This is a genomic window from Asanoa sp. NPDC049475 (genome assembly GCF_040676915.1).
Taxonomy (GTDB): Bacteria; Actinomycetota; Actinomycetes; order Mycobacteriales; family Micromonosporaceae; genus Asanoa.
Genome location: NZ_JBFAPY010000015.1, coordinates 47,318 through 72,858 on the forward strand (window position 1 = coordinate 47,318; position 25,541 = coordinate 72,858).

The window sequence follows — 25,541 nt, forward strand, 5'->3', positions numbered from 1 at the left end:
TTCAGTCGTTCGCCGGCCCCGGGCCGGCCGTAGCGTCCGCCGGCGTGAGCCCGGCCAGCCGCAGCAACAGGTCTTTCACCTCGGTCGCGGCGAACTTCTCCCGCGCCGCGGCCGGGTCGGTGCACAGCAGCACGGGCGCGTCGGCGGCGTCCGCCGGCAGCCGGCCGTGCGAGCCACGCACCGCGCGGGCGCCCGCGTCGAGTCCCACCACGCTCATCAGGTAGCGCATGCCGAGCTTCTTGCGGGCCAACGCCACCGCGGCGCGGCCCTTGGCCTTCCCCGGGTTCTCGGGGTCGAAGAACAGCTCCGCCGGGTCGTACCCCGGCTTGCGGTGGATCTCCACCAGCCGCGCGAAGTCGGGCGCGCGGTTGTCGTCGAGCCAGTAGTAGTAGGTGAACCAGGCGTCCGGCTCGGCGACCAGGACGAGCTCGCCGGCCCGTTCGTGGTCGAGACCCGCGGCCGCCTTGCCCTCGCCGTCGAGCACCTCGGCCACGCCGGGAAGCCCTTCACACAGCTTGCGTACGGCGGCCAGGTCGGCCTTGTCCTTGACGTACACGTGCGCCACCTGGTGGTCGGCGACCGCGAACGCCCGCGAGGTCCACGGATCGAGGTACTCCATCCCGTCCTGGGTGTAGACCCGCAGGAAACCCTCGGAGCGCAGCAGCCGGTTGACGTCGACCGGGCGGGACACGTCGGTGATGCCGTACTCCGAGAGGACGACCACGGTCGCACCGCGCCGGTCGGCGGCGTCCAGCAACGGGCCGATCTCGGCGTCGAGCGCCGAGGCCGCGGCGGCCGCCTGGGGTGCGCCGGGGCCGAACCGCTGGAGGTCGTAGTCCAGGTGCGGCAGGTAGACCAGCGTCAGGTCGGGCAGGTGCGTGGCCAGCAGCTGCTCGGCGGCCCGGCGGATCCAACGCGACGAGGCGATGCCCGCGTTCGGACCCCAGTAGGTGAACAGCGGGAAGTCGCCGAGCGCGCCGGTGAGCTCGTCGTGCAGCTCCGGCGGGTCCGTGTAGCAGTCGGGCTCCTTGCGCCCGTCGGCGTAGTAGATCGGCCGGGGCGTGACCGTCCAGTCCACGTCGGCGCCCATCGCGTACCACCAGCAGACGTTGGCAACGGTGTAGCCGGGATGCGTGCGGCGGGCGGCCTGCCAGACCTTCTCGCCGCCCATCAGCGCGTGGTGCTGCCGCCAGAGGAACACCTCGCCGAGGTCGCGGAAGTACCAGCCGTTGCCGACGATGCCGTGGCCGGACGGCGGCTCGCCGGTCAGGAACGTGGCCTGGGCCGAGCAGGTGACCGCGGGCAGCACGGTGCCGAGCTCGGCCTGGAAGCCGCGCTCGGCGACCCCGCGCAGGCGGGGCATCCGTTCCAGCAGCCGCGGGGTCAGTCCCACGACGTTGATGACGACCAGAGGGGTGGGACTCATGCCGCTACCTCGCTTCGGTGCTCGTAAAGGCCCAGGCCCACGAGGGTGTCCCGGGCGAAGGCCAGCTCGGCGGCGATGCCGTCGGCCAGCGCCGCGTCGCCCTCCGGCCGGCGGGCGGCAGGCAGCACGCCCCACGTGTACGTCTCGACGTCGAGATGGTCGCAGAGCGCCTTGGGGCCGCCGACGAGCTCGCCCAGCGCCGCCTTCAGCACCGGCACGGTCGACGTCAGCGGCGGGACCGGGTCGGCGTGCAGCGGCACGTGGTAGTGCACCCGCCAGGCGCCGCCCGACAGACCCCGCTCGAGCGCCTCGTCGAGGTCGTCGGCCGCGTTGGCCGGATCGGCGGGGTCGTCGGCCGCGGCCGTGGTGGCGCAGCGGGTCTGGTGCAGGAAGCGCGGCTCGACGTACTCCCGCAGCGTGTCGGCGGCGGCGACCGGGTCGGCCGCCTCCAGCGCGGCGGAGACCTGCACCTTGACCACCGGGATCCCGGCGGCCCGCAGCCGACCGACGGCCGCGGCCGGCTCCTCCCAGGCACAGGCCAGATGGGCCAGGTCCAGGCAGACGCCGATCCGGTCGGAGTCGATCGAGCCCAGGTGGCGCACGGCCTGCTCGGTGGACTCCACCACGCAGCCCGGCTCCGGCTCGAACGCCACCCGGACGGCGCGCCCGGTCTCCCAGGCCATCCGGGTCAGGCCGGTGGCCAGCCGTTCCAGCACCCGCTCGGCCGCACCCGACCGCGCCTCGTCCCACGGCTCGCGCCAGGCGACCGGCAGGGTCGAGATGGAGCCGCGGGTGGCGTCGTCGGGCATCAGGTCGATCAGCACCCGCGCCAGGTCCAGGGTGTAGTCGAGGCGCGCCGGCGTCGTCCAGTCCGGGTGGTAGACGGCCTGCTTGACCACGGGGGCATGGAACGACTGGTACGGAAAGCCGTTGAGCGTCACGACCTCCAGGCCGCGGGCGTCGAGCTCGGCGCGGAGCTGGCGGCGCAGGCGGCCCCGGTTGGCCAGCTCGGCCGCGACCGGCGCGGGCAGCCACAGGCCGAGGCCGAGCACGTCGGCGCCGAGCCGTTCACGGACCTTCACCGCGTACGTGTCGAGCTGCGCGACGATGCCCGCGAAGTCCTCCGCCGGGTGCACGTTCGTGCAGTAGCTGAGATGGACGGTCTGACCGTCCCGGTGGCGCAGCCGCATCAGCTGCCTCCGCGCAGGATCGAGTTGCCCTCGAACAGCGCGCCCGGCTCGTTCTCGTCCAGGTCGAGCTTGCCGGACTGCCCGTAGAAGGCCACCGGGTTGCGCCAGAACACGAGATCGACGTCGTCCTCGCTGAACCCGCTGGCCAGCATCAGGTCGGCGGTCTCGCGGGTCAGCAGCGGGTCCGACTTGCCCCAGTCGGCCGCGGAGTTGACGAGTACCCGGTCGGTGCCGAACTGCTTGAGGATCTCGACCATCCGCGGCGGCGACATCTTGGTGTCGGGATAGATGGAGAAGCCCGCCCAGCTGCCCGAGTCCTTGACCGCGGCCACGGTCACCTCGTTGAGGTGGTCGACGACCACCCGGCCGGGCTCGATGCCGGACTCGGCCACCACCTTGATGGTGCGCTCGGTGCCGCGCGCCTTGTCGCGGTGCGGGGTGTGCACGAGCGCCGGAAGCTCGTACTCGATGGCCAGGGCGAGCTGCGCGGCGAACGCGTGGTCCTCCTCCGGCGTCATCGAGTCGTAGCCGATCTCGCCGACCGCGACCACACCGTCCTTCTCGAGATAGCGCGGCAGCACGTCGAGGACGCCGGCACAACGCGGGTCGTTGGCCTCTTTGGGGTTGAGCGCCATTGTGGCGTGGTGGCGGATGCCGAACTGGCCGGCCCGGAACGGCTCCCAGCCGATGAGCGAGTCGAAGTAGTCGGTGAACGAGGCGACCGAGGTGCGCGGCTGGCCGAGCCAGAACGCCGGCTCCACCAGCGCGCGCACGCCGGCGGCGGCCATCCGCTCGTAGTCGTCGGTCGTACGCGAGGTCATGTGGATGTGGGGGTCGAAGATTCGCATCACGCCTCTTTCCGCAGTGCGGTGCCGGCCAACCGGTTGAGCAGCCCGGTGGCGTCGGCCGCCATCGGTCGCCCGGCCGCGGCCCGTTCCTCCGCCAGCCCGGCGAGCATCACCCGCAGCTCCTCGTCGGCCCGCTCGTCGAGCTGGTCCACGGTGGACAGCGGGAGACCCATGAAGACGCACTTGAGCACCGCCTGGCGCCACGTCGCGGCATCCAGGTGCGCGGCGTAGGAGCCGAGCGCGGCGCCGACCAGCCGGGTGTCGTTGGTCCGGATCGCGTCGTGCAGCAACGGCACGCCGGCGTCGCCCACCGGGAGCAGCGGCAGCGCGCGCAGGACGGCCCGCTTCTCGTTGGCGTCGCCGTAGCGGTAGAGCCGGTCCGCCTCGGTGGCGACCCGGTCCGCGGGCAGCGCGGCCAGCAGCAGGGCGCGGGCGGCCTCGTCGGCGGTCCACCCGTGGCCGATCGGCGCCCGTCCGCACGCGCGGGCCGCGCGCGGGAACAGGCGGGCGATCGCACCCGGGTCGGCCGTGATCTGGCGGACGGCCTCGTCCACCCAGTCCACCGCGGACCGGTCCAGTGCGGCACGCAACTCGTCGGCTGTCATCGCGTCTCCTCTCCCGTCTGCGCTGCCTTTCGGAGGAAGTCGATGGAGCGCGCGGCGACGTCCGGTGCCGCGTGCGAGTGCCGGGGCAGCTCGACCGCGACGAGACCGGTGTAGCCGGCGTCGTCCAGGGCGCGCAGCACCGGCGGAAAGTCGATCTCGCCGGTGCCGAACTCGAGGTGTTCGTGCGTACCCCGGCGCATGTCGTCGATCTGCACGTTGACGAGGTGGTCGGCGACCGCGGCGACGCAGTCGGGCACCGGGTCGGGCTCGAGGCAGCGACAGTGTCCGATGTCGAGGGTGATGCCGAACGCGGCGGGGGCGCCGAGTGCGGCGTGCAGCCGGCGCCACCCGGCGATGTCCTCCACGAACATGCCGGGCTCCGGCTCGAAGCCGAGCCTGACCCCCCGCTCCTCGGCCGCCTTCACGGTGGCCGCACAGCCGTCGACCAGACGTTGCCAGGCCGTGTCCGGGTCGACTCCGGGCGGGCGGATGCCGCTCCAGAACGAGACCGCCTCGGCGCCCAGGTCGGCACCGATGGCGACGGCCCGCCGCAGGAACTCGAGCCGCAGCGCCGGGTCGTCGTGCAGCAGGGTCGGCGCGTGCTTGTGCCAGGGGTCGAGCAGGTAGCGTGCGCCGGTCTCGATCATCACGCCGAGGCCCAGGTCGGCGAGGCGCCGGGCCACGGCGTCGGTGCGGGCGGCCAGGCCAGGCGCGAACGGGTCGAGGTGGTCGTGGTCGAGGGTCAGGGCGACGCCGTCGTAGCCGAGCTCGGCGATCACCGCGAGGGCGTCGTCCAGCCGGTGGTTGGCGAAGCCGTTGGTGCCGTAGCCGAACCTCATGTCGCGGCCACCTTCCGGGTCAGCGCCCTGGCCAGCGGGGCCGCCGCGGCCACCAGCGCACCCGGTGCCGGGGCACCGGCGCCGGCGGCGAGCGCGCCCTGGAGGGCCGGCAGTGAGGTGATGCCGGCGCCGACCGCCGACCGGACCACGGGCGCCGACGGGTCGGCCGCCGCGCGGACCTGCGCGGCGCCGTAGCGGGCCGCGTACCAGCCGGCCAGGGCCGCCGGCACCAGGGCACGCCACCCGCGCTGCCGCCCCGGCCGGACCGCGGCCGCGGTCACCGCCGCCGTGCCGGCCAGCGTGACGACCGGCAGCAACGGGTCGGCGCCGGAGACCTCCCGGCGGGACAGGGCGGTGACGGTGTACGTGTGTGCGGCGACGACCAGGGCCGCCGGTACGGCGCGGGCGGTGCGGCCGCCGGTGGCGCCGAGCAGCACGTCCAGCCCTCGGCAGGCGGCCATCACGGCCGGTCCGGCGGCGGTGTTCTTGGCTTTGACGTCGTACGCCCAGACCGCGGCGGCGAGCGGGAGCGCCGCGGTGAGCGCTCTCTTGCCGCCGACGGCGCCGGCCACGGCGACACCGGCCACGGTCAGCCCGGCCGCGACGGCCAGGGCGTGGCCGGGCGCGATCCGTCCGCTGGGAATCGGCCGCTCCGGGCGTTCCTTGGCGTCGAGGTCGCGGTCGGCCCAGTCGTTGGCGGCCATGCCGGCCCAGTAGAGCAGCACCGAGGCGCCGGCCAGGGCGGGCGTGCGGGCGCCGAGCACACCCGCAGCCGCCGCGCCGGCCACCACGTCGCCGGGCACCGAGAGCCCGGCGGGTGCCCGGACCAGCTCCGCGTAATCGCTTACGGTCGCCATTACTTCAGGCCGGCGACGAAGGTGCGCAGCAGGTCCCATTGTTCGCTCAGCCCGTGTGGCACGTCGCCGATCGGGTCCTTGAAGAAGAAGGCCAGCTCGGTCAGGGGTCCCGACCGGCCGGCCCGGTGTGCGGCGCTGGTGAGCCGGGCCAGGTCGAGCACCAGCGGCGCGGCCAGCGCGGAGTCGCAGCCGTGCCAGGAGAACTCCATCCGCATCCGGACACCGAGGAAGCCCGCGAAGCTGACCAGGTCCCAGGCGGTCTTGAAGTCGCCCAGGTCGTCGACGTACTCGATGCGGGTGTTGCCTTCGGGCTCGTAGCCGAGCGTCTCCGCGAGCACCCGCTGCTTGCTGGCCGACTTGGCGGCGTTGGGTCCGGGCGCGGCCAGGTTGGCACCGTCGCCGCCGCCGAGCAGGTTGAGCCCGCTCCAGCTGCGCACGTTCAGGTTGCGTTGCGCGAACATCGGCGCGAGGACGGACTTGACCAGCGTCTCGCCGGTCTTGCCGTCGTGCCCGCCGTAGGGCAGGCCGCTCTCGCGGGCCAGCGCGTCCAGGGCCGGCAGCCGGGCGCCGGTCGACGGGGTGAAGTCCACGTAGGACGCGCCCGCCGTGAACGCCGCGTAGGCGGCCAACGAGCTGCCCGGCAGCGGCGAGCCGCCGTGGGCGAGCTCGGCGCGGAGCAGGTCGATGTCGCCGTGCGCGGGTCGGGGGTCGGGCAGGGACTCGGTGGTGGAGACGTTGACGACGACGACCCGCTCCAGGCCGAGCCGATCGCGGAACGCGGTGATGTCGGCGGCCAGCGCGGCCGCCGTCTCGGCCTGGGTCCCGCCGGCCGGTACGGTCCGGAGGTTCTCCTCCACGGCGGCCAGGTCCTCGGCGACCGCCGCGACCAGCCGGGGCGGCACGACACCCGCCTCGCCGAGGGTCTCCGCCTTCTTGGCGAGGCACGTGGTGACGACGTCGTGGCCGCCGAACACCAGATCGGCGATCGGTGGCAGTGCTGGACCGCGCAGATCCGGGTGCTCGGTCACGCACCCGGTCGGCTCGGCGAGCCCGGCGCGCAGCGCCAAGGCCCCGACCATGCTGGTGGTCGCGACGGATCCGCGCGCCCCTACCAACCAGACACCCGTTTTCATGGTGTCCCCTCCTGCTCGCTGTGCTTGGTCTTCCCCCGTTGTTCTTGCGGCCGGCGCGAACCGGTCGCTGGCATGGGCCCCGCCCGCCCGGGCCGCCCACGGGATGGCACCCCGGAAACGGCGTCGGAGTCGGCGGCAACGACGCCGGACCCGGACCCGGGCCGGATCGGGCGGACGGGGCTTGGTAGGCAGGGCCGGTCGGCGTCGCGGCCCTGCCTCCCCCGCGTCATGCCGGGGTCAAAGGTGTGGCGGCCGCGGAACACCGGCGGCAGCGCCGGGAGGAAGGAGGAGGGGTGGATGTGGCGGACGGCTCATAGTGCCCTCCGGGGTCATGGGGCGGGCGCCTGAGGCACCAGCTCGTGGGCGCGAACGGGTGTGACGCGGAGAGTGCCTGACCCCTGGCGAGATGCCTGCTTCGCCAAGGTTGGTGCGGTAGGTGGTCTCGTGGAGCGGACGTCGGTGGTGCTGGTCGGCGTCCGGTGCGACCGGGAATCCCGGTCCGGTCGCACCGGACGACCGGATACCTCCGGACGACCCGTCCCGCCGCGGGGCGCAACCGCGGCGGGACCCTCGCGGGTCGGCCCGAGGGGTCGGGCGACTAGTCGGCGAGTGCCGGTTCGACGTCGGTCCAGACCGTGCCCTGCTCCGCCGAGCGCGCCACCGCGTCCAGCACGAGCTGGACCTGGAGGGCGTCGAGGAACGAGGGCGCCGGGTCGGTGCCGGTGGCGATGGCCTCGATGAAGTCGCGCATCTCGTGGGTGAAGGAGTGCTCGTAGCCGATGATGTGGCCCGGGGGCCACCAGGCGGCCATGTACGGGTGGTCGGCCTCGGTGATCAGGATCCGGTTGAAGCCCTGTTCCGCGGTGGGTGCCGCGGAGTCGTAGAACTCCAGCTCGTTGAGCCGCTCCAGGTCGAAGACCAGCGAGCCGAGCGACCCGTTGATCTCGACCCGGAGGCCGTTCTTGCGCCCGATCGCGAAGCGGCTCGCCTCGTACGTGGCGATGGCGCCGCCGTCGAGCCGGGCCAGGAACAGCGCGGCGTCGTCGACCGTGACCTGGCCGGTGGCCGGAGCTTCCGCGGCGCCGCCGGACGAGGCGGCCAGGCCGCTCGACTCGCTCGACAGCGGGCGCTCCTTGACGAACGTCTCGGTCAGCGCGCTGACCCCGGTGATCTTCTGGCCGGTGACGTACTGGGTCAGGTCGATGATGTGCGCCCCGATGTCACCGAGGGCACCGGAGCCCGCCTTGTCCTTCTGGAGTCGCCAGACCAGCGGGAACTGCGGGTCGACGATCCAGTCCTGCAGGTAGACCGCGCGGACGTGGCGGATCACTCCGATCCGGCCGGACGCGATGAGCTGTCTCATCATCGCGACGGCCGGAACGCGGCGGTAGTTGAACCCGCACATCGACCGGATGCCGCTGGCTTGCGCCTTGGCCGCCGCGGCGACCATGGCGCGGGCTTCGTCGACCGAGTTCGCCAGCGGCTTCTCGCACAGTACGTGCTTGCCTGCCGCCAGCGCCGCGATCGCGATCTCGGCGTGGCTGTCGCCTGGCGTGCACACGTCGACCACGTCGATGTCCTCGCGTTCGATGACCTCGCGCCAGTCGGTCGTGTACGCGTCCCAGCCGAGCTTCGCGGCCGCACCGGCGACCTTCGACTCGTCACGGCCGCAGATCAGGGCCATACGGGCCTGTGTCGACAGGTCGAACGCCGAGTTCACGGTGCGCCACGCGGTGGAGTGCGCGGCGCCCATGAACGCGTAGCCGACCATGCCGACCCGCAGCTCGTGGTCCTTACGGGAACGTGAATCAGTGGACAAGGTGGGTCTCCCCCTTTAGCTGAACCCGAGCGGGAGGTAGGTGCTCGCGTTCTCCTTGGTAATCGTCTCCGAGGCCAGGATGATCTCCTTCGGCACCTGGAGCTCGACCAGGTCGGACATTCCCTTGCCCTGCCCGATGAGCCGGGCGAGCGAGATGGCTGAGGAGGCCATCGACGGGCTGTACGTGACCGTGCACTTCAGGACCGAGTTGTCGGCCGCGATGGCCTCGATGGCGGCCTTGGAGCCGGCGCCACCGACCATCAGGAACTCCTTGCGGTTGGCCTGGTTGGCCGCGGCCAGGACACCGATGCCCTGGTCGTCGTCGTGGTTCCAGAGCGCGTCCATCTTCGGCAGCGCCTGGAGGAGCTGGCTCATCTCGGCCTGGCCGGTGTCGACGGTGAAGCCCGCCGCACGCCGGTTGGCGACGGTCAGCCCGTTGGCAGCCAGAGCCGCCTTGAAGCCGGCCGAGCGCTCCTGGGTCAGCTCCAGGTTGTCGATACCGGCGATCTCGCCGATGATCGGGTTGCTGACGCCCTTGGCCTTCATCTGCGCGGCGATGTAGTTGCCCGCCGCGACGCCCATGCCGTAGTTGTCGCCCTTGATCTGCAGGCGGTACGCCAGCGGGTCCGGGAACGCCCGGTCGAGGTTGACGACCGGGATGCCGGCCTTCATCGCCTCGAGGCCGAACGCGTTGAGCTCCTTGCCGTCGTGCGGCAGCAGGACGATGACGTCCGGCTTCTGGGAGATCATCGTCGACAGCGCGGACCGCTGCGCGGCCGCGTCGGCGCCGGCCTCGACCGTGTTGAAGGTGACGTCGGAGTACTCCGCCGCCTGGGCCTTGGCGTTGCTGGTGATGGCCGCGATCCAGCCGTGGTCGGCCGCGGGAGCGGAGAACCCGATGGTCACCTTCTTGCCGGGCGCCGAGTTGGCGTTCGGCGAAGCGTTGTTGTTGCCCTGGGTCTGCGCGTTGTTGTCGTCGCCACCGGTGTCGTTGCTGGTGCAGGCGGCGAGGAGAGCACCGGCGCCGAGCGCGGCGCCGCCGAGCAGGAACCGCCGGCGGACCGGGTCGTGCTGGGTCATTGACGACCTCCTGGATTCTCAACTTGCGGGGGTATCGAGGGTGTGTGCTTCCTGGCGACCGTCCGGATCGGACGGCCACCATGGATGGTGCGCTTCAGTTTCAGCTGGCCGTGGTTATCCGGTTTCGTTTGAAGAACTGGCTCACGGAGTTGAAGCGGAACTGCTGGATGAGCACGGCGGCCACGATGATGCCGCCCTTGACCATGTTCTGGACCTCGGTCGACAAGGCGTTGAGCGTGAACAGGTTGGTGATGGTGGAGAAGATGACGACGCCGAGCAGCGACCCGACGATCGTGCCCCGGCCGCCACTGAGCAGCGTGCCGCCGATGATCACGGCGGCGATCGCGTCGAGCTCGTAGTTCGTGGCCATGGCGGCCTGCGCCGACGTGCCGATCGAGGTGAGCATGATGGCGCCGATGCCGCAGCAGAGCCCCGCCAGCGCGTACAACATCATGGTGTGGAGCCGGACGTTGATGCCGGCCAGGCGGGCGGCCTCGACGTTGCCGCCGATCGCGACCGTGCGGCGGCCGAACGTCGTGCGGTTCAGCAGGATCCAGCCCAGGGCCACGACGACCGCGAGGATCCAGACCAGGATCGGCACACCGAGGAAGCTGTCCGCGGCGATGCTGTTGATCGTCTGGTTGCTGGTCTGCTGGGTCTGCTTGTTGGACATCTGCGCCGCCAGACCGCGGGCGGCCACGAGCATCGCCAGGGTCGCGATGAACGGGACCAGCTTCCCGTACGAGATGAGGAAGCCGTTGACCAACCCGACCCCGAGGCCGACGGCGAGCGCGGTGAAGATCATGCCGCCCGCGCCGAACTCCTGAGTCGCGACCGTCGTGCACCAGACGCCGGCGAGAGCGATGATCGCGCCGACCGAGAGGTCGATGCCGCCGCCGATGATGACGAAGGTCATGCCGACCGCGACCACGCCGACCGTCGAACCCAGCTTGAGGATCGCCCAGACGTTGTCGATCCACCAGCCCTCACGGCCGTAGAGGTCAGGCCGGGTGATGATGCCGATCACGATCAGGCCGGCCAGCACGCCGATGAGGGCGAGGTTGCGCCGCGTCGACTCGCCGGCGTCGCTGCTCCACCAGCCGTTGCCGCCCTTGCCCTGCTCCTCCGGGCCGCCGCCCAGTGCCTCCTTGACGGCCGGCGCCGTCTGAGCGGGAAGCCCGGTCATCGCTGGTCTCCGCTCGCTCCGCTGACGGTCATGACGGCTCCCCACTTCGTGGTGACCCGCCCTGCCCGGGCGGCCTCTGCTTCTGGATGCCCTCGCCACGGCTCGGTCATGCGGGCGCACCTTCCATCAAGGACCCCGCCATGACGAGGTCGAGCACAGTCTCTTCGTCGAGCTCCTCGGCACGCGCGTGGCGCACGACCCGGCCTTCACGCATGACCACGACCCGGTCGCTGAGACCGAGGACCTCCGGAACTTCGCTGGAAACCAGCAGCACCCCGACGCCTTGCGCCGCGAGCGCGTGAATTACCTGGTAGAGCTCGGCCCGGGCGCCGACGTCGACGCCGCGGGTGGGCTCGTCGAGCAGCAACAGGTCCGTGTCGCCGAGCAGCCAGCGCCCGACCACGACCTTCTGCTGGTTGCCGCCGGAGAGGGTGCGCACCGGACGGCGTACGTCGCGGGGGCGCAGTTCGAGCCGCTCCGCGACCTTCTCCGCCTCTTCCCGCTCCTTGCCGGTGTCGGTGAAGCCGAACCTGGCGATCTTGCTGAACGTCGAGAGGGTCATGTTGCGGTAGATCGGCTCGCCGAGCAGCAGGGCCTGCGCCTTGCGCTCCTCCGGGGCCATGCCCAGACCGGCGCGTACGGCGGCACCGACCGCACCGGGCCGCAACGCCTTGCCCTTCACGTAGATCTTGCCCTGCTCGGGCTGGCGCGCGCCGAAGATGGTCTCCAGCAGCTCCGACCGGCCGGAACCGACGAGCCCGGCGATGCCCACGATCTCGCCCTTGCCGACGGTCAGCGAGATGTCCTCGAACTCGCCCTGGCGGCCGAGCCCCTCGACCCGCAGCAGTTCCTCCGGATCGGTGGGCGCGTCCACGCGCTCGGGGAAGACGTACTCGATGGTCCGTCCGGTCATCCGGCTGACCAGGTCGCGGGTCGGCGTGCTGCGGGCCGGCAGGCTCGCCGCGGTGGTCCGGCCGTCCTTGAGGACGGTGACCCGGTCGCCGATCTCGCGGATCTCCTCGAGCCGGTGCGAGATGTAGATGACGGCGATGCCCTGCGCGGTCAGCTCCCGGATGATCCGGAAGAGGTTCTCGACCTCGTCGTGGGCGAGCACGGCACTCGGCTCGTCCATGATGATCAGCCGCGCCTCGTGCGACAGCGCGCGGGCCATGCTGACCACCTGCTTGCCGGCGGCGGGCAGCGTGCGCACCATCCGGGTGGCCGCGATCTCACCGTGGCCGAGCCTGGAGAGGATCTCCTTGGTACGCCGGTTGATGGTGCCGCGCTTGACGAACCCGGCGACCTTGGGCTCGTGGCCGAGGAACGCGTTCTCGGCGATCGAGAGATCGTCGACGAGGTCGAGCTCCTGGTAGATGGTGGCGATGCCGGCCTTGTTGGCGGCCTGCGGGTTGGCGAACCGGACCTGCTCACCGAGCCACTCGACGACGCCGGAGTCGGGCTGGTGGGCACCCGAGAGCACCTTGATCAGCGTCGACTTCCCGGCACCGTTCTGACCGAGAAGACAGTGCACCTCGCCGGCGCGGACCTCGAGCTGGACACCGTCGAGGGCCCGGACGCCGGGGAAGGTCTTGACGACGTCGGTGAGCCGCAGGACGACGGGGCGCTCGGCACCGTCGTCGGTCTCCCCGGACGGGCCGACCCGATCGGGCGTCACGGCGGACACGTCCTGGTCCCCGTCCGCGGCACCCGCGACGCCCTCCTCGTCGGCAGGGGCAGTCACAGCGTCCATTTCGTCCGGTGCGGCATGCCTCGCTCGCGGGATCCTGACACTGGCCGCGCTCGGCGCCGCCGACGCGGACTCAGCCGCGTCGCCGGATCCAGCCGGGTCCGTCGCAGAGACTGCCTCGGCCTGCGAAGCGGTAGCCGCTGCCTCCGGCTCGGCCGTTCCGTTCGCGGATTTCGCGGACCGGGCGCGCGAGGAGGTGGTGCGCGGCGCACGCGCGGCGCGCTTGCGCGCGGGCGCGGTCGCGGCTTCGCCGGCTTCCGCCGACGCGCTGTCGGCCGAGGTGCCAGCGGCCGAGGTGTCGGCTTGCTGGGGGGTTGCGCCGTTGGGGGTCGGTTTCTGGTCGCCGGTGGCGCCGGATGGCGTGCCGGTTTCCGGGGCGGTGCTCTCGGTCATGACGCCTCCATGAAGGCCATGTCACTGGCCAGCACCGCCGCGCCGGTCACGCCTGCGCGGCTGCCGAGTTCGGACAGGACCACCGGTAGGTTGCCGGTGGCGAGCGGGAGCGAGCGCCGGTAGACGACGCTGCGGATCTCGGCCAGCAGGATGTGGCCGAGTTGTGCGAGGCCTCCGCCGATCACGATCATCGACGGGTTGGCGAAGCTGACCAGGCCCGCGAGGACGCCGCCGACGCGGCGGCCGCCGTCGCGGATCAGGCGGATGCAGACCACGTCGCCCTCGATGGCGCCCTCGGCGACGTCGACAGCGGTGACCGAGCCGTTGGCCGCCAGCCGTTCGGCCAGTGCGGGCGAGCCACCCGCGCGGGCGGCGGCCATCGCGTCCTTGGCGATCGCGGCGCCGCTGAACAGGGCCTCGAGACAACCGACGTTGCCGCACGAGCACATCGGACCGTGCGAGTCGACCTGGATGTGGCCGATGTCGCCGGCGCAGCCGTCGGTGCCGCGGTAGACCTCTCCCCCGAGGTAGATGCCGCAGCCGACCCCTGTGCCGATCTTGACGAAGAGGAAGTCGTCGACCGAGTGGGCGACGCCGCCGTGCCGTTCGCCGATCGCCATGATGTTGACGTCGTTGTCGACCACCGCGGGGCAGCCGTGCTCGCGGGTCAGCAGCTCGCGGACCGGGAAGCGGTCCCAGCCGGGCATGATCGGCGGCGACACCGGCACACCGTCGCGGAAGCTGACCGGCCCGGGAACGCCGATGCCGACCGCGTCGAGGCGCTCGTAGGCACCGTCCACTTTGGCCTTGTGCAGCAGCTCGTTGACCCGCAGCAGGGTGCCCTTGGGTCCGCTGCGGATGTCGGCGGGCTCCGCGTAGGCCACGACCGGCTCCAGCCGCCCGTTGACGATCTCGACGTCGATCGAGCTGGCGCCCAGGTCGACCGCGGCGAAGCGGAGGTTGGGGCTGAGCTCGACCAAAGTGGAGCGACGGCCACCGCGCGAGGCGGCCAACCCGGCCTCGGCGACGTATCCCAGCGAAACCAGGCGTTCGAGCTCGGCGAGCAACCGGGGCCGCGGCATCTCGAGGCGGTCGGCGAGCTCGGCGCGGGAGACCGCACCGTTGTCTCGCAGCAGCCGCAGCAGCCGCAGGTGCAGAGGCTCAACAGCCCGCACGGCACCCATCCTTTGGTCGACCCGTTCACACCGGCGCAACGTCCGGGTGTTGTGGACGACACAGTATGAGCTTCCGCTGTAGGTGTAAAGAGCTTCGGATCTCTTGGCGATAACTTTTGCTGGGAGCAACAAAAGCTGTCGGCCTACCTAATGAATCTTCGCGGCACTGCGGTGGAGATGCCGGTTTCGTCCGGCCAAAACGCGCTGACGTGCGGTGATGCGCTACTTACAAAGCAGAGTTGTCATGCGCCGACCGGCGATGGCGAGGCTGACCACCGTGACGAGCAGAAGATAACCGACGTCGATCAATCCGCCTAGAACTTCCTCGGAGCCGATCGATATGCCCCGGATCAGGTCGACCGCACGGTAGAGCGGGGTGACCTCGACGAGCCATCGCAGCACCGGGTGGTAGCTCTCCGCGGGCACGAACGTGCCCGAGAACAAAAACAGGGTGAACTGGACCGATCCCATCAAATCGAAGTCCTGCCAGCTACGCGCCCACGTGGTCAGCGCCATCCCGAGCGCCCCGAACGCGAAGCCGGTCAGCACGGCGGCCGGGAAGGCAAGCAGGGCCCGGCCGGCGGTCGTGAGGTCGAGCGCGACCATCACGCCGAGGAACGCGGCCGAGTAGAGGGACCCACGCACCATCGCCCAGGCCAACTCCCCGAGAGCGATCTCGAACGGCCGCACGGGAGTCGCCAGCATGCCCTCGTAGAGGCGCATGTACTTCATCTTGCCGAAGAAGTTGAACGTCGTCTCCGACAGCGCACCGGACATGGCGGCCGACGCGAGCATCGCCGGCGCGACGAACGCCGCGTAGCCGATCACCTCGCCCCCCGGCAAGGTCAGGTCACCGACCAGCGCACCGACACCGACCCCGATGGACAGCAGGTAGACCAGAGGCTCGACGAAACCGGAGATCATCACCAGCCAGTACGCGGACCGCAGCGCGGTAGCGTTGCGCTCCGCAACCGACGCGGAGCGCCGAGCGGAGCCCTCGAAGCTGACCAGCCGAGGCAACACCAGCGCGACCATCGACCCTCCCTCGTCTCGTCAGACCACCACGCGAGGCCCGAATGCAACCCGGGCCAAACCACCAAACCACCAACCACCACGCCCGCATGCAGGCGGCCGGTGCAGCAACATGCCCGGCCCAGCCACCGTCACGGGCGCCAACACTGAGCCAGGCCACGCTCAACCGGAGAACAACCCGCGCCGCCAGGTAAGCGAGAGCCACACCAGCTCGGGTCCGACCGCCAGTCGGTGGCGGCCTGGGGTGCGACATGGCCCCTCCCCCGCTCAGAGCACCAGGCGCCTGCGGAACCGGGCTCGGGCGAGCCACCACCCACCAGCGACCCAGAGCGCGAGATAGGCGACGTGCCCCGGCACCGACCAGTCCGGCGCGACGCCGAGCGTCGCCGCCCGGCACACGTCGACGCCGTGCCACAACGGCGTCGCGTAGGCCACCACGCGCAACCCGACCGGTAGCTGGTCGACCGGGAAGAACACCCCCGAGAAGAGCGACATCGGCAGCAGAGCGAAGCGGAACAGCAGCGCGAGATAGCTGTCCGTCCTGATGCTCGCCGTGAAGGCGAAGACCGGCGCCGCCACCGAAGCACCGAACAGCACGACCACCGGGAGCGTGACCAGCCCCCAGAGCGAGTGCACCGTACCGAACAACGCGGCCACGAACAGGAACGCACCCGCTGACAAGGCAACCCGGAACAGGACGAACAGCAGGTGTCCGCCGAGGATGTCACCGACCCGCAACGGCGCGGCCGCCTGGGCGAAGTAGATCTTGTGCCATTCGAAGTTGCCCAGCACCGGCCAGCTGCTCTCGCCCGCGGCCACCTGGAACGCCGTGGAGACCATCAGGCCCGGCACCAGGTAGTCCAGGTAGGGCACACCGTCGACGCCGCCCGTGACGTAGGCGCCGAGGCCCACGCCGAAGCCGAGCAGGGTGAGCACCGGCAGCAGGAACGTGCCGAACACCGTGCCCCGCCAGGTGCGGCGATAGCCGACCAGGTGGTATTCAAAAACGGCCACGGCAGGCATCAGTCGACCAGCGTCCGGCCGGTCAGGTGCAGGAAGACGTCTTCGAGCGAACTGCGCCGGACCAGCACGCTGGCCGGTTGCAGGGCACGGTCGTGCACCGTGGCCACGGCGGCATCGCCGTCGTCGACGTAGAGCAGGACCCGGTCGGGCAGCGCCTCGACCCGCGAGCCGATGCCGGCCAGCTTGTCGACGAACGCCTCCTGCGACTCGGCGGCGAACCGGAGCTCGACGACCTCGCGGGTCGAGTGCCGGGCGATCAGGTCACGCGGCGAGCCCTCGGCGACGATCCGACCGCCGTCCATCACCACGAGCCGGTCGCACAACTGCTCCGCCTCGTCCATGTAGTGGGTCGTCAGCACCAGCGTCACGCCCCGCTGCTTGAGCCGGAACAGCCGCTCCCACACCAGGTGCCGGGCCTGCGGGTCGAGACCCGTGGTCGGCTCGTCGAGCAGCACCACCTCGGGCTCGTTGATCAGCGCGCGGGCGATGGTCAACCGGCGCTTCATGCCCCCGGAGAGCGGGTCGACCTTCATGCCGGCCCGCTCACCCAGCTGCACGAAGTCGAGCAGCTCGGCCGCCCGCGCGCGGGCCACCTTGCGCGGGATGCCGAAGAACCGCGCATAGGTCGTGAGATTCTCGAGCACCGTCAGCTCGGGGTCGAGGTTGTCGGTCTGCGGGCACACGCCGAGCCGCCCCCGGATCGCCGGCCCGTCGCGCGCCGGGTCGAGGCCCAGGATGCGTAGGCGGCCCGCGGTCACCGGCGACACGCAGCCGATCATGCGCATGGTCGAGCTCTTGCCCGCCCCGTTGGGGCCGAGGAAGCCGAACGCCTCGCCGGCCCGCACCGCCAGGTCGATGCCGTCGACCGCGGTGAAGCCGCCGAACCGCTTGACCAGCCCCGTCGCCTCGATGAGAGGCCTGCCCTCAGTCACAGGGCGGACACTAACGACGGGGTACGACAAGAGACAGCGGATATCGGCATCCGCTGATGAAATTCGGTCAGAGGTCCCGAGGCGTGGTGGCGGCCTGAGCCTCCGCGACCAGCGCACCGGTCGCCGACACGACGTCCGCTGTGGACGTCTCGGTCCCGGGGTCGTAGCGCACCGACCAGGCCAGCCCGTCCCGCCCGCGAACCTTGCGCGCGACCACCCGCACCCCGCCGCCGTCGACAGCATGGTGCGAGGTGTACGAGACCGACCCGGTCACCCGAGCCCGCACCTGCTGCGGGATCTCGCGCGGCTCGAGCAGCAGCACCGACCGCGGCGGAGCGTCGGCCATGACGGAGTAGCCCTCGCGCTCCTCGACCACCGACGCCGGGGTCACCGTCAGCTCCCGACCGGACCAGACCGCCTTGTGGATCTGGTGCCAGTCGAGCCGATCCCCCTCGGGAAACCGCAGCCCACGGTCGGTGGCCACGACGTAGGTGCCCGCCGAGGCGCGCGACCAGGCGATCACCCGCTCGTCCGGATCGAGGGTCACCGCCGCGTCACCCGGCAGCTTCGGCGCTCGCCGGAACAGGTCCCACATGCTCATCGCGTCGTCCTCACAGCCCGCCGGCCGCCTGCTCGCGCAGGGCACGCGCGTGCTGCTCCAGGGAGAACAGCTCGCCGGCCAGGGCCAGGTATTGATCCTTGCTGGTCACCGGGTTGATCCGCTGCACCTTCGACTTGAGCTCGCGGATCCGGGTGTCGGTGGCGCCCCACTGCAGGCGGGCGAGCAGCACCGAGACGTAGTGCGGGTCCGGGTCGGTGTCGCGCAGCATCGGCTCGACGGCGAGCTCGCCCACCAGGGCCTTGCCGGTCAGGTCGCCGCAGGCGTCGCGTACGCGCTCGATCCACACGACCCCGCTCGTGCCCGTGACCGCGCCCCCGGCCTCGGCGATCGCGGCGCGGACGGTGCGCAGCTCGACGGTCGAGTACGCCTCCTCCCCGATCGCGTCGAACATCGGCCCGGCCAGCACCGGCACCTGAATGGCCAGCTTGAGCGCCTCACGCTCGACCCGGGCCTGCGGCGTGTCGGCGCGCCCGGCGGCGGCGTTCGCGGCGGCCGTCGCCGTGGAGGCGGGAGCGGCCGCGTTGGCCACGGCCCGCTGCACCGGCTCGATCTCCATGCCGAGGTCACCGGCGAGCTTCCGCACGTACTCGGGACGCTTCTCCCGGTCCTTGATCTTGGCCACCAGCGGCGCGGCGCGGCGCATGGCCTCGACCCGGCCGTCGACGGTGTCGAGGTCGAACTTGCCGAGGATCTGCCGCAGCGCGAAGTCGACCATGGGCTCGCGGCGGGCGACCAGGTCGCGCACGGCGAGATCGCCCTTGGCCAGGCGCAGCTCGCACGGGTCCATGTTGTCGGGGCTGACCGCGATGAACGTACGCCCGACGAAGCGTTGGTCCTCGTCGAACGCCCGCAGTGCCGCCTTCTGCCCGGCCGCGTCGCCGTCGAACGTGAAGATGATCTCCCCGGCGAACGCGTCGGTGTCCATCAGCAGCCGGCGCAGCACGCTGATGTGGTCGCCGCCGAACGCGGTGCCGCACGTCGCGACCGCGGTCTTGACGCCGGCCAGGTGGCAGGCCATCACGTCGGTGTAGCCCTCGACGATCACCGCTCGCCCCTGCCGCGCGATCTCCCGCTTGGCGTGCTCGATGCCGTAGAGCACGTGGGACTTCTTGTAGAGCGGCGTCTCGGGCGTGTTCAGGTATTTCGGGCCGTCGTCATCGTCGAACAGCTTGCGCGCGCCGAAGCCGATGATGTCGCCGGAGAGCTCGCGGATCGGCCAGACCAGCCGCCGCCGGAAGCGGTCGATCAGCGAACCGGACCGGGCCTCGCGGGCCAGCCCGGCGGTGACGAGCTCCTGCCCGGTGAACCCCTGTTGGCGCAGGTGCTTCGTCAGCGGGTCCCAGCCCTCAGGTGCGAAACCGCAGCCGAAGTCCTGCGCGGCGGCTCGGTTGAAGCCACGCTGGGCGAGGAACTCGCGGGCCAGTCGAGCGCCCGGGGTGGTCAGCTGACCGGCGTAGAACTCGGCGGCGGCGACGTGCGCGGCGACCAGCCGCTGCTTCTGCCCCTGCTGTTGCGCCCGGATCGGCGCGGGGCCGCCTTCGACGTAGCGGAGCTGGATGCCGGCCCGGGACGCGAGCCGCTCGACCGACTCGACGAACGTGAGGTGGTCGACGTCCATCAGGAACGAGATCGCGTCGCCGCCCTTGCCACAACCGTGGCAGAAAAAGACATTCCGCCCAGGCGCGACGGTGAACGAAGGGGTCTTCTCGTCATGAAACGGACAGAGCCCTTTGAGGTTGCCGCCACCCGCGCTCTTGAGCGTCACGTGCTCCGAGATGACGTCGGCGATCGCGGTCCGCTCGCGAACCAGCGCGATGTCTTCCTCGCGGATCCGGCCTGCCATGCGCTCCCCTCACCCTGTCCACCTCCATCCTGCCCTGCCGTGCGGATCTTGGTGGGGGTGGGTGTGACGCGTATCCCGAGCAGGGGGCGTGACCGTCGGGGGGTCGGTCACGTCCCCTGTGTCTCCCACCACCGCAGCCTCTTGGCGGTACGTCAGCGAGGACTTCGCGCTCGGTTGTCACAAGCCTGCCTCCGAAACGCCACCCGGACATCCGCCAGGTGGCGCATGTCTGGAAGGCCAATTGCATACGTACGCCATTTCGGGGTGCGGGCGGGTGCCCCGATGTCAGCGCGCTGGCCGTTATCTCCGCCACCCGCCGAGACGAAGCTTTGTGTCAAGCGCTGGGACCGCCGGCGCCGGAAACGGCGGAGAAGGTGTCTTCATTGAGCATTCTTGGTCGTGGTGACGAGCACCTGCACTACAGCGACAGCTCACATCGCTGGGTGGCGCCACCACACATCGAGCAGGGAGTCTGGGAGGCGAGCCTCCGCGCCCACCTGGGCCGCCACCTGCTCACCATGGGCGGACGGGACGAGGTCGACCAGATCGACCTGCCGCGCGCCTACATCCCGCGACAGCGAGGCGCCTCCAAGCCGACCCCCGAGGCGCGGGTCACCAGGTCATGCCGCGCCGGCTGACTCTGGGTCGCGGGTACGGATCGGTGCCGGCCGGGCGATGGCTCGGCCGGCGCCGCTCCACCACGGCGGGCCGCGCCTGCCAACGCTGCGGATGCGCGACCAGCCCTCCCCGACTGGGCGCCCTGCGCACCCGCCGCCGCTTCGGCGGCTGGACGTGCGCCTGCCGGCCGCCGCGCTGGCCCGGCATCCCCGGCCAACGGGACGCACCGCCGCTGTAAGTCGCACGACTCCACGGACACGGAACTGACGCCACATCGGGCCGCCTCCACCCGATGTGGCGTCTCCGCATTTGAAACCCCTTATTTCCTGCTCGGGTCCGCGGTGGTCCGGACCGTTCCTCCCGCGAGAGACCGCTTCGCTGCCAGCTCCGCGCAACCCGGCCGCGCGTGCACCAAGCAACCTCGCCCCACCCGCCGCGGGGGGCGAACCGAGCGGAGACCCCAGCGCTCGACCGATCCCCCGGCACGTCAGGTGCCGCAACACCCACCTCGGCGGCGCTAGAACCGAAGACCACAGCCCCGGCAGCGGCACCTGTGCTGCGGAGAGGGTCAGCTCACCACGTGGTTCTGGGCTCGTTGGCTTGCCTCGCGGGCCACGTCGATGCGGGAGCCGAGCTCCAGCTTCGCCAGGATGTGGGAGACGTGGGTCTGGACCGTGCGGGGAGACAGGTAGAGCTGCGCCGCGATCTGAGGGTTCGACATCCCCTGGGCGACCATGCCGGCCACCCGGACCTCGGTCGGGGTCAGGGAGTCCCAGCCGCGCCGGGCCTGGCGGTGGCGGACGCGCGGGCCGCGGCGGATGCCGTACTGGCGGAAGGCCGCTTGCGTGCGGGCCAGGTCCCACTCGGCGCCGAGCTTGGCGTAGAGGCTGTAGCTGTCGGTGAACAGGTTCCTCGCCTCGGCCAGCTCGCCCCGCTCGGCCAGCGCGAGCGCCGCCGCCTCGAGAGCCTGCGCGCGCGGCAGCGGGCGGCCGGCCGCGCGGTAGCCGTTGGCCGCTTCCAGCAAGCCGGCCGGGTGGTTGGCCATCAGGCTCTGGCAGTGCAGGGCCACCGCGCGGCGGTGGGGGATCTGCGAGTCGCCGCCGATCGCCGCCGCGCGTTCGGTGATGGTGCGTGCCGTGGCTTTATCGCCGATGGCGATCGCGAGCCGCACGGCGTCGGCCAGCAGGTCGACCGCTTCCTCCGTGTCGGGCGCTTCCGACAGGCCCTCGAGCAGGATCTTGAGTGCTTCGGTCGGCTGCTCGTCGCGCTCCATGTGCAGGCTCTTGGCCACGGCGAAGGCCCGGCAGACGCGCACGCCGTCCTTGCCGGTGATCGACTCCGCCGCGCTCAGGTGGCGGTCGCTGTCGGGGTCGCCGCGGTGCAGCTGGATCGTCGCCAGGAACGAGTGCTGGGCGCTGTCGATGACCGGGTTCTTGGGTACGTTGAGGGACTGGTCGATCTCCGTCAGCGCGGCGTCCCACTTGCCCGAGTCGAAGAGCAGCTCGCCGAGCGTGCTCTGGGCCTGGGCCAGGCGGAACACGTTGCCCGCGCGCTCGGCCAGTTGCCGCACCTGCTCGGCGATGCGGATCGCCTCTTCGTAGCGGTCGAGCGCGCCGAGGGCGTTCGCCTGGTTGATCTGGAGGATCAGGCGCAGGTCGGCCAGCGACGGGTCGCCCTCGGCCACCGCCAGGGCGCGCTCGTAGAGCGGCAGCGCGATGGTCGACTCGCCGCGCATCCCGTGGATCATCGTCTGCACGAAGAGCGCCCAGCCCATGCCCCAGCGGTCGCCGACCTCCGTGGCCGTCTCGAGGGCCTCGTCGGCGGCCAGCGCGGCGGCGTCAACCCTGCCGAGCGTGCGGTGGGCGCGGGCGATGAGGACGAGCAGCCTGGCCCGGTGGTGCGGGCCGATGCCGGGGCGCTTGAGCGCGCGCCGCAGCGGGTCGAGGGACTCCTGGGTGCGGCCGGCCAGGGCCTGGCACTGGGTCAGGGTCCACAGCAGATCGACCATGAGGTCGGGGCGCTGCACGTCGACCAAGGCGGCGGCGGCCACCTCGGCGGCGTTCTGCGGGTCGCCGACCCGGTAGAGCGCGTCGGCCAGCCGGCACGCCAGCAGGTCGTGGGCGTCGGCGCCGGCCGGTGAACCGCGCAGTGCCCACTTGAGCATCGGAATCGCGACCAACGGCGCCTGCCCGACCAGGTGCGGAGCCGCCTCCGCGAGCCAACCGACCACCCACGCGTCGACGGTGCCGCCGGCCTCGTCCTCGTCGACCGTCGGCCGGAGCTGGCGGGCGACCCGCTCGGCCGGCGCGCCGTCCTCGGCCAGCGCCCGGGCGGCGTCGCGGTGCCAGGCGGCGCGAATGGCGGCGGGCATGCTGTCGTAGAGGCAGTCCCGGATGAGCGGATGCCGGAACGACATCTCGGCGCCGTTGGCCAGGACGACCCCGGCCAGGATCGCCTCGTCGAGCACGGGCAGCAGCTCCGGGAGCCGGCGGCCGGCCACGACGGCCAGCTCGCGCACGGAGAAGTCGATGCCGAGCAGCGCGGCCACGCGCAGCACTCCGCGCGCGTCGGGTGACACGAACTCGAGGCGGTCGCTGATCGCCGCCGCGAGCGAGCTCGGGGTGGTGGTCTCCTCGGCCTCGACCGTGCCCTCGACCTCGCGCAGCGCCTCGGCCCGCACGAGCACGTCGATCAGCTCGGTCAGGTAGAGCGGGTTGCCGGCGGCGCCTCCGGCAAGGGCCAGCAACCGCGGCCCGGGCTCGCCGTCGACCAGCTCGCCCACGAACGCGGCGACCTCGTCGGGCCGGAGGTTGGACAGCCTGAAGACGCCGGGCTCGATGGTCCGGCGGAGGGCGAGCACGTCCTCGCGCCGCGGGACCGTGCGCGTCGACGCGACGAGCATGAGCGGACGTTGGTCGATGCCGCGCATCAGCCGGCCGAGCGTCATCACCGTCGCGGGGTCGGCCCACTGAAGATCGTCGACGACGAGCAGCACCGGGGTCACCGCACACAGGTCGTCGACCAGCGACAGCATCTGCTCGGCCGCCGCTGGGACCACGTCGCCGATATTGCCCACGCCGGGGTCGGCCCGCAGCGACTCGGTGATCTGGACATGCCGGTCGCTGGCCACCGCGGCGGATCCGCTGAGCCCTTCGAGCAGGGGCAGCAGGGGGAAGGCCTGGCTGAGCTCGTCGCACACCGCCCAGATGACCTCGACGCCGGCGGCGCGGGCGTCGGACGCGGCGGCGCGGAGCAGCGAGGTCTTGCCGATGCCCGGCTCGCCTTCGACGAGGACGGCGCTGCCGACGCCGGCCGCCAGCCGGGTCACGCGCTGGCGGAGGTCGTCGAGTTGGCGGGCTCGGCCAATGGGTGCCTTGGCGTTCGGCGACTCCGACACCGTTGACGTCCTTCCTCTGCGCCGGCTCCGTTCAGTCGGTTCGGCCCATTAGACGGCAATCACTAAATCATCCGTTTACGGCGATTACAGACATGAAAGTTGCAGATTGCATGCCAGAACGCACACGAAAGTATATTTAGATATCTGAATTCTGGCATCCAGGTGACAATCCGCCAGGTGGCGTAATGCCAACTGTCTGTAGTTGGGCAGTCACTGAGCGCTTGTCGAGCGGGCGATGGTGCTGCATTCTGTGTCTGACCTGGCCAGGGGTCTATCCACAGCTCAAGTAGGAGCCCGCCATGCATCCTGAGCGTAGACTCCGCGCAATCGTCGTCAAGACCCTTGCAACGGGCGCGACAATCGGAACTATTGCCGTAGCCAGCCTCGCTGGCGTATCCGCCGCTTCAGCGGCGTCTCACTTTTCCGCTGGTAAAGCAGCCCCCTCGGTGTCCATCAGCCAGATGTGGCAAGACATGTAACTGCGAACCACCCGATCCGATGGGGTCCAGCCACCGGATCGAATGGCACACAGGGTTAGCGGCCGGCGCACCCTTACCATGGGCGGCGGCAACCCCTGATCGAATCGGCGCCTGCGGAGGCCGGTCGACCTGGGGCTGCCGCCGCTCATAGCTGTGTGGGGCGGCCGGTTGGCACGAGAACCAGCCTCTACGCACATCGCCACCGAGACATCAGCCACCTGGCGGATATGAAAGTGTCAGTGCCGTGACGCGCACCCTGACCGGCCCGGAGACCAACCGGACCGTTCTGCACCGCCAGCTGCTGCTGGAGCGCTCCCGGGCCGAGCTGCCCCAGGTCCTGGAGCGCATGGCCGGCCTCCAGGCGCAGTACGCACCGGCTATCTACATCGGCCTGTGGTCCCGCGCCGAGCCCGTCGAGCGCGCCGCCGTCACCCGGCTGCTGCACGATCGCGAGATCATCCAGGGCACCCTGCTGCGCTCGACCATCCACGTCGTCAGCCGGCGCGACTACTGGCCATGGGCGCTCGCCGTCCGCGAGGACCGCCGGGTCCAGGCCCTGCGCGCGTGGCGGGGCACCCTGTCGCACGACGAGATGGAGGCGGCGGCCAGCACGCTGCGGGCCGCGCTCACGGCCGACGGCCCGCTCAAGCAGGGCGAGATCGACAAGCTCATCGGTGCTGACCGCCGACGCGGCATCGGGCTCTGGCTCGACCTCGTGCGCCAGCCGCCCAGCGGCACCTGGGAGCGGCGCCGCGCGGACCTCTACACCCTGGCCGACGAATGGGTCGGCCCGCCGGAGGGCACCGTCGAGGAGGGCCGGATCCAACTCGTCCGCCGCTACCTGACGGGGTTCGGCCCGGCCACCCGCAAGGAGATCGCGACCTGGGCCGGCCTGCCCGTCGCCACCGTCACGGCCACGCTGGCTGAGCTCGACACCACTACGTACCGGGACGAGGCCGGCACCGAGCTCGTCGACCTGGCCGGCGGGACGATCGTCGACGGCGATGCGGACGCACCTCCCCGCTTCCTGCCCAACTGGGACGCCGCGCTGCTGGTCCACGCGCGACGGTCGGGACTGCTCCCCGAGGAGTTCCGCAAACGGATCTTCCACGTACGCGCGCCGCAGTCCTTCCCCGTGTTCCTCGTCGACGGCGCGGTCGCCGGCACGTGGAAGGCTGTCGACGGCGCGCTCAGCTATGAGGAGTTCCGGCCGCTCACGGCGACCGAGCGCGAGCAGCTGCATGCGGAAGGCGAACGGCTCGCGGATTTCCACGCCTAACCCCTAAGGTCGTCGGGG

The 25,541-nt window shown here is 71.4% G+C and carries 20 protein-coding genes; 2 read left to right on the top strand and 18 right to left on the bottom strand.

All coding sequences use genetic code 11. The features are described 5' to 3' along the window. Position 1: 1 nt before the first annotated feature. From AB0J88_RS38730 to dnaG, 17 genes are all read right to left on the bottom strand, one after another. Positions 2 to 1,426 (bottom strand): nucleotide pyrophosphatase/phosphodiesterase family protein, encoded by a 1,425-nt coding sequence (locus AB0J88_RS38730; RefSeq protein WP_364360656.1) that lies wholly within the window; start codon positions 1,424 to 1,426, stop codon positions 2 to 4. After that, positions 1,423 to 2,616, bottom strand: a complete 1,194-nt coding sequence (eboE, locus tag AB0J88_RS38735) for a metabolite traffic protein EboE (protein WP_364360654.1) — start codon at positions 2,614 to 2,616, stop codon at positions 1,423 to 1,425. The genes AB0J88_RS38730 and eboE overlap by 4 nt, the downstream gene beginning before the upstream one ends. After that, complete coding sequence (locus tag AB0J88_RS38740; protein WP_364360652.1) at positions 2,616 to 3,464, bottom strand: TatD family hydrolase; 849 nt, start codon at positions 3,462 to 3,464, stop codon at positions 2,616 to 2,618. The genes eboE and AB0J88_RS38740 overlap by 1 nt, the downstream gene beginning before the upstream one ends. Then, a complete protein-coding gene (locus AB0J88_RS38745; protein WP_364360650.1) occupies positions 3,464 to 4,069 on the bottom strand; it encodes an EboA domain-containing protein in 606 nt (201 codons plus the stop codon). Before AB0J88_RS38745 ends, AB0J88_RS38740 begins: the two co-directional genes overlap by 1 nt. Beyond that, positions 4,066 to 4,908, bottom strand: coding sequence for a sugar phosphate isomerase/epimerase family protein (locus AB0J88_RS38750; RefSeq protein WP_364360648.1), 843 nt, complete (start codon positions 4,906 to 4,908; stop codon positions 4,066 to 4,068). The genes AB0J88_RS38745 and AB0J88_RS38750 overlap by 4 nt, the downstream gene beginning before the upstream one ends. Beyond that, positions 4,905 to 5,765, bottom strand: coding sequence for an SCO3242 family prenyltransferase (locus AB0J88_RS38755; RefSeq protein ID WP_364360646.1), 861 nt, complete (start codon positions 5,763 to 5,765; stop codon positions 4,905 to 4,907). The genes AB0J88_RS38750 and AB0J88_RS38755 overlap by 4 nt, the downstream gene beginning before the upstream one ends. Continuing rightward, a complete protein-coding gene (locus tag AB0J88_RS38760) occupies positions 5,765 to 6,898 on the bottom strand; it encodes an inositol-3-phosphate synthase (protein ID WP_364360644.1) in 1,134 nt (377 codons plus the stop codon). Before AB0J88_RS38760 ends, AB0J88_RS38755 begins: the two co-directional genes overlap by 1 nt. Before the next feature lie 598 nt (positions 6,899 to 7,496). Continuing rightward, positions 7,497 to 8,669 (bottom strand): Gfo/Idh/MocA family oxidoreductase, encoded by a 1,173-nt coding sequence (locus AB0J88_RS38765; protein ID WP_364360732.1) that lies wholly within the window; start codon positions 8,667 to 8,669, stop codon positions 7,497 to 7,499. Positions 8,670 to 8,732: 63 nt separating this feature from the next. Continuing rightward, positions 8,733 to 9,797: a substrate-binding domain-containing protein gene (locus tag AB0J88_RS38770; protein WP_364360642.1), complete on the bottom strand. Its 1,065-nt coding sequence runs from the start codon at positions 9,795 to 9,797 to the stop codon at positions 8,733 to 8,735. A gap of 100 nt (positions 9,798 to 9,897) precedes the next feature. Further along, positions 9,898 to 10,983, bottom strand: a complete 1,086-nt coding sequence (locus AB0J88_RS38775) for an ABC transporter permease (RefSeq protein WP_364360640.1) — start codon at positions 10,981 to 10,983, stop codon at positions 9,898 to 9,900. 106 nt (positions 10,984 to 11,089) lie between these two features. Beyond that, a complete protein-coding gene (locus tag AB0J88_RS38780) occupies positions 11,090 to 12,658 on the bottom strand; it encodes a sugar ABC transporter ATP-binding protein (RefSeq protein ID WP_364360730.1) in 1,569 nt (522 codons plus the stop codon). A gap of 461 nt (positions 12,659 to 13,119) precedes the next feature. Beyond that, positions 13,120 to 14,307 (bottom strand): ROK family protein, encoded by a 1,188-nt coding sequence (locus tag AB0J88_RS38785; protein WP_364360638.1) that lies wholly within the window; start codon positions 14,305 to 14,307, stop codon positions 13,120 to 13,122. A 213-nt stretch (positions 14,308 to 14,520) separates the two neighbouring features. Continuing rightward, a complete protein-coding gene (locus AB0J88_RS38790) occupies positions 14,521 to 15,333 on the bottom strand; it encodes an ABC transporter permease (RefSeq protein ID WP_364360636.1) in 813 nt (270 codons plus the stop codon). A 264-nt stretch (positions 15,334 to 15,597) separates the two neighbouring features. After that, positions 15,598 to 16,353 carry an ABC transporter permease gene (locus AB0J88_RS38795; RefSeq protein WP_364360634.1) on the bottom strand — a complete coding sequence of 252 codons (756 nt, stop codon included), beginning with the start codon at positions 16,351 to 16,353 and terminating at the stop codon, positions 15,598 to 15,600. Further along, positions 16,353 to 17,285, bottom strand: a complete 933-nt coding sequence (locus AB0J88_RS38800) for an ABC transporter ATP-binding protein (RefSeq protein WP_364360632.1) — start codon at positions 17,283 to 17,285, stop codon at positions 16,353 to 16,355. The genes AB0J88_RS38795 and AB0J88_RS38800 overlap by 1 nt, the downstream gene beginning before the upstream one ends. A gap of 67 nt (positions 17,286 to 17,352) precedes the next feature. Further along, complete coding sequence (locus AB0J88_RS38805; RefSeq protein ID WP_364360630.1) at positions 17,353 to 17,886, bottom strand: hypothetical protein; 534 nt, start codon at positions 17,884 to 17,886, stop codon at positions 17,353 to 17,355. Positions 17,887 to 17,896: 10 nt separating this feature from the next. After that, complete coding sequence (gene dnaG / locus AB0J88_RS38810; protein WP_364360628.1) at positions 17,897 to 19,750, bottom strand: DNA primase; 1,854 nt, start codon at positions 19,748 to 19,750, stop codon at positions 17,897 to 17,899. Between the two features lie 383 nt (positions 19,751 to 20,133). Here dnaG and AB0J88_RS38815 point away from each other — a divergent pair, with 383 nt between their 5' ends. Further along, positions 20,134 to 20,388: a hypothetical protein gene (locus AB0J88_RS38815; protein WP_089249094.1), complete on the top strand. Its 255-nt coding sequence runs from the start codon at positions 20,134 to 20,136 to the stop codon at positions 20,386 to 20,388. Between the two features lie 548 nt (positions 20,389 to 20,936). Here AB0J88_RS38815 and AB0J88_RS38820 read toward each other — a convergent pair. After that, positions 20,937 to 23,765: an AAA family ATPase gene (locus tag AB0J88_RS38820; RefSeq protein WP_364360626.1), complete on the bottom strand. Its 2,829-nt coding sequence runs from the start codon at positions 23,763 to 23,765 to the stop codon at positions 20,937 to 20,939. A gap of 723 nt (positions 23,766 to 24,488) precedes the next feature. Here AB0J88_RS38820 and AB0J88_RS38825 point away from each other — a divergent pair. Further along, positions 24,489 to 25,523 (top strand): winged helix DNA-binding domain-containing protein, encoded by a 1,035-nt coding sequence (locus AB0J88_RS38825; RefSeq protein ID WP_364360624.1) that lies wholly within the window; start codon positions 24,489 to 24,491, stop codon positions 25,521 to 25,523. The last annotated feature ends 18 nt before the right edge of the window (positions 25,524 to 25,541 follow it).

Bases quoted from the DNA above. Each gene is read 5' to 3' on its own strand.
- AB0J88_RS38730 (WP_364360656.1), bottom strand. From the start codon at position 1,426: ATGAGTCCCACCCCTCTGGTCGTCATCAACGTCGTGGGACTGACCCCG.
- eboE (WP_364360654.1), bottom strand. From the start codon at position 2,616: ATGCGGCTGCGCCACCGGGACGGTCAGACCGTCCATCTCAGCTACTGC.
- AB0J88_RS38740 (WP_364360652.1), bottom strand. From the start codon at position 3,464: ATGCGAATCTTCGACCCCCACATCCACATGACCTCGCGTACGACCGAC.
- AB0J88_RS38745 (WP_364360650.1), bottom strand. From the start codon at position 4,069: ATGACAGCCGACGAGTTGCGTGCCGCACTGGACCGGTCCGCGGTGGAC.
- AB0J88_RS38750 (WP_364360648.1), bottom strand. From the start codon at position 4,908: ATGAGGTTCGGCTACGGCACCAACGGCTTCGCCAACCACCGGCTGGAC.
- AB0J88_RS38755 (WP_364360646.1), bottom strand. From the start codon at position 5,765: ATGGCGACCGTAAGCGATTACGCGGAGCTGGTCCGGGCACCCGCCGGG.
- AB0J88_RS38760 (WP_364360644.1), bottom strand. From the start codon at position 6,898: ATGAAAACGGGTGTCTGGTTGGTAGGGGCGCGCGGATCCGTCGCGACC.
- AB0J88_RS38765 (WP_364360732.1), bottom strand. From the start codon at position 8,669: ATGGTCGGCTACGCGTTCATGGGCGCCGCGCACTCCACCGCGTGGCGC.
- AB0J88_RS38770 (WP_364360642.1), bottom strand. From the start codon at position 9,797: ATGACCCAGCACGACCCGGTCCGCCGGCGGTTCCTGCTCGGCGGCGCC.
- AB0J88_RS38775 (WP_364360640.1), bottom strand. From the start codon at position 10,983: ATGACCGGGCTTCCCGCTCAGACGGCGCCGGCCGTCAAGGAGGCACTG.
- AB0J88_RS38785 (WP_364360638.1), bottom strand. From the start codon at position 14,307: ATGGGTGCCGTGCGGGCTGTTGAGCCTCTGCACCTGCGGCTGCTGCGG.
- AB0J88_RS38790 (WP_364360636.1), bottom strand. From the start codon at position 15,333: ATGGTCGCGCTGGTGTTGCCTCGGCTGGTCAGCTTCGAGGGCTCCGCT.
- AB0J88_RS38795 (WP_364360634.1), bottom strand. From the start codon at position 16,353: ATGCCTGCCGTGGCCGTTTTTGAATACCACCTGGTCGGCTATCGCCGC.
- AB0J88_RS38805 (WP_364360630.1), bottom strand. From the start codon at position 17,886: ATGAGCATGTGGGACCTGTTCCGGCGAGCGCCGAAGCTGCCGGGTGAC.
- dnaG (WP_364360628.1), bottom strand. From the start codon at position 19,750: ATGGCAGGCCGGATCCGCGAGGAAGACATCGCGCTGGTTCGCGAGCGG.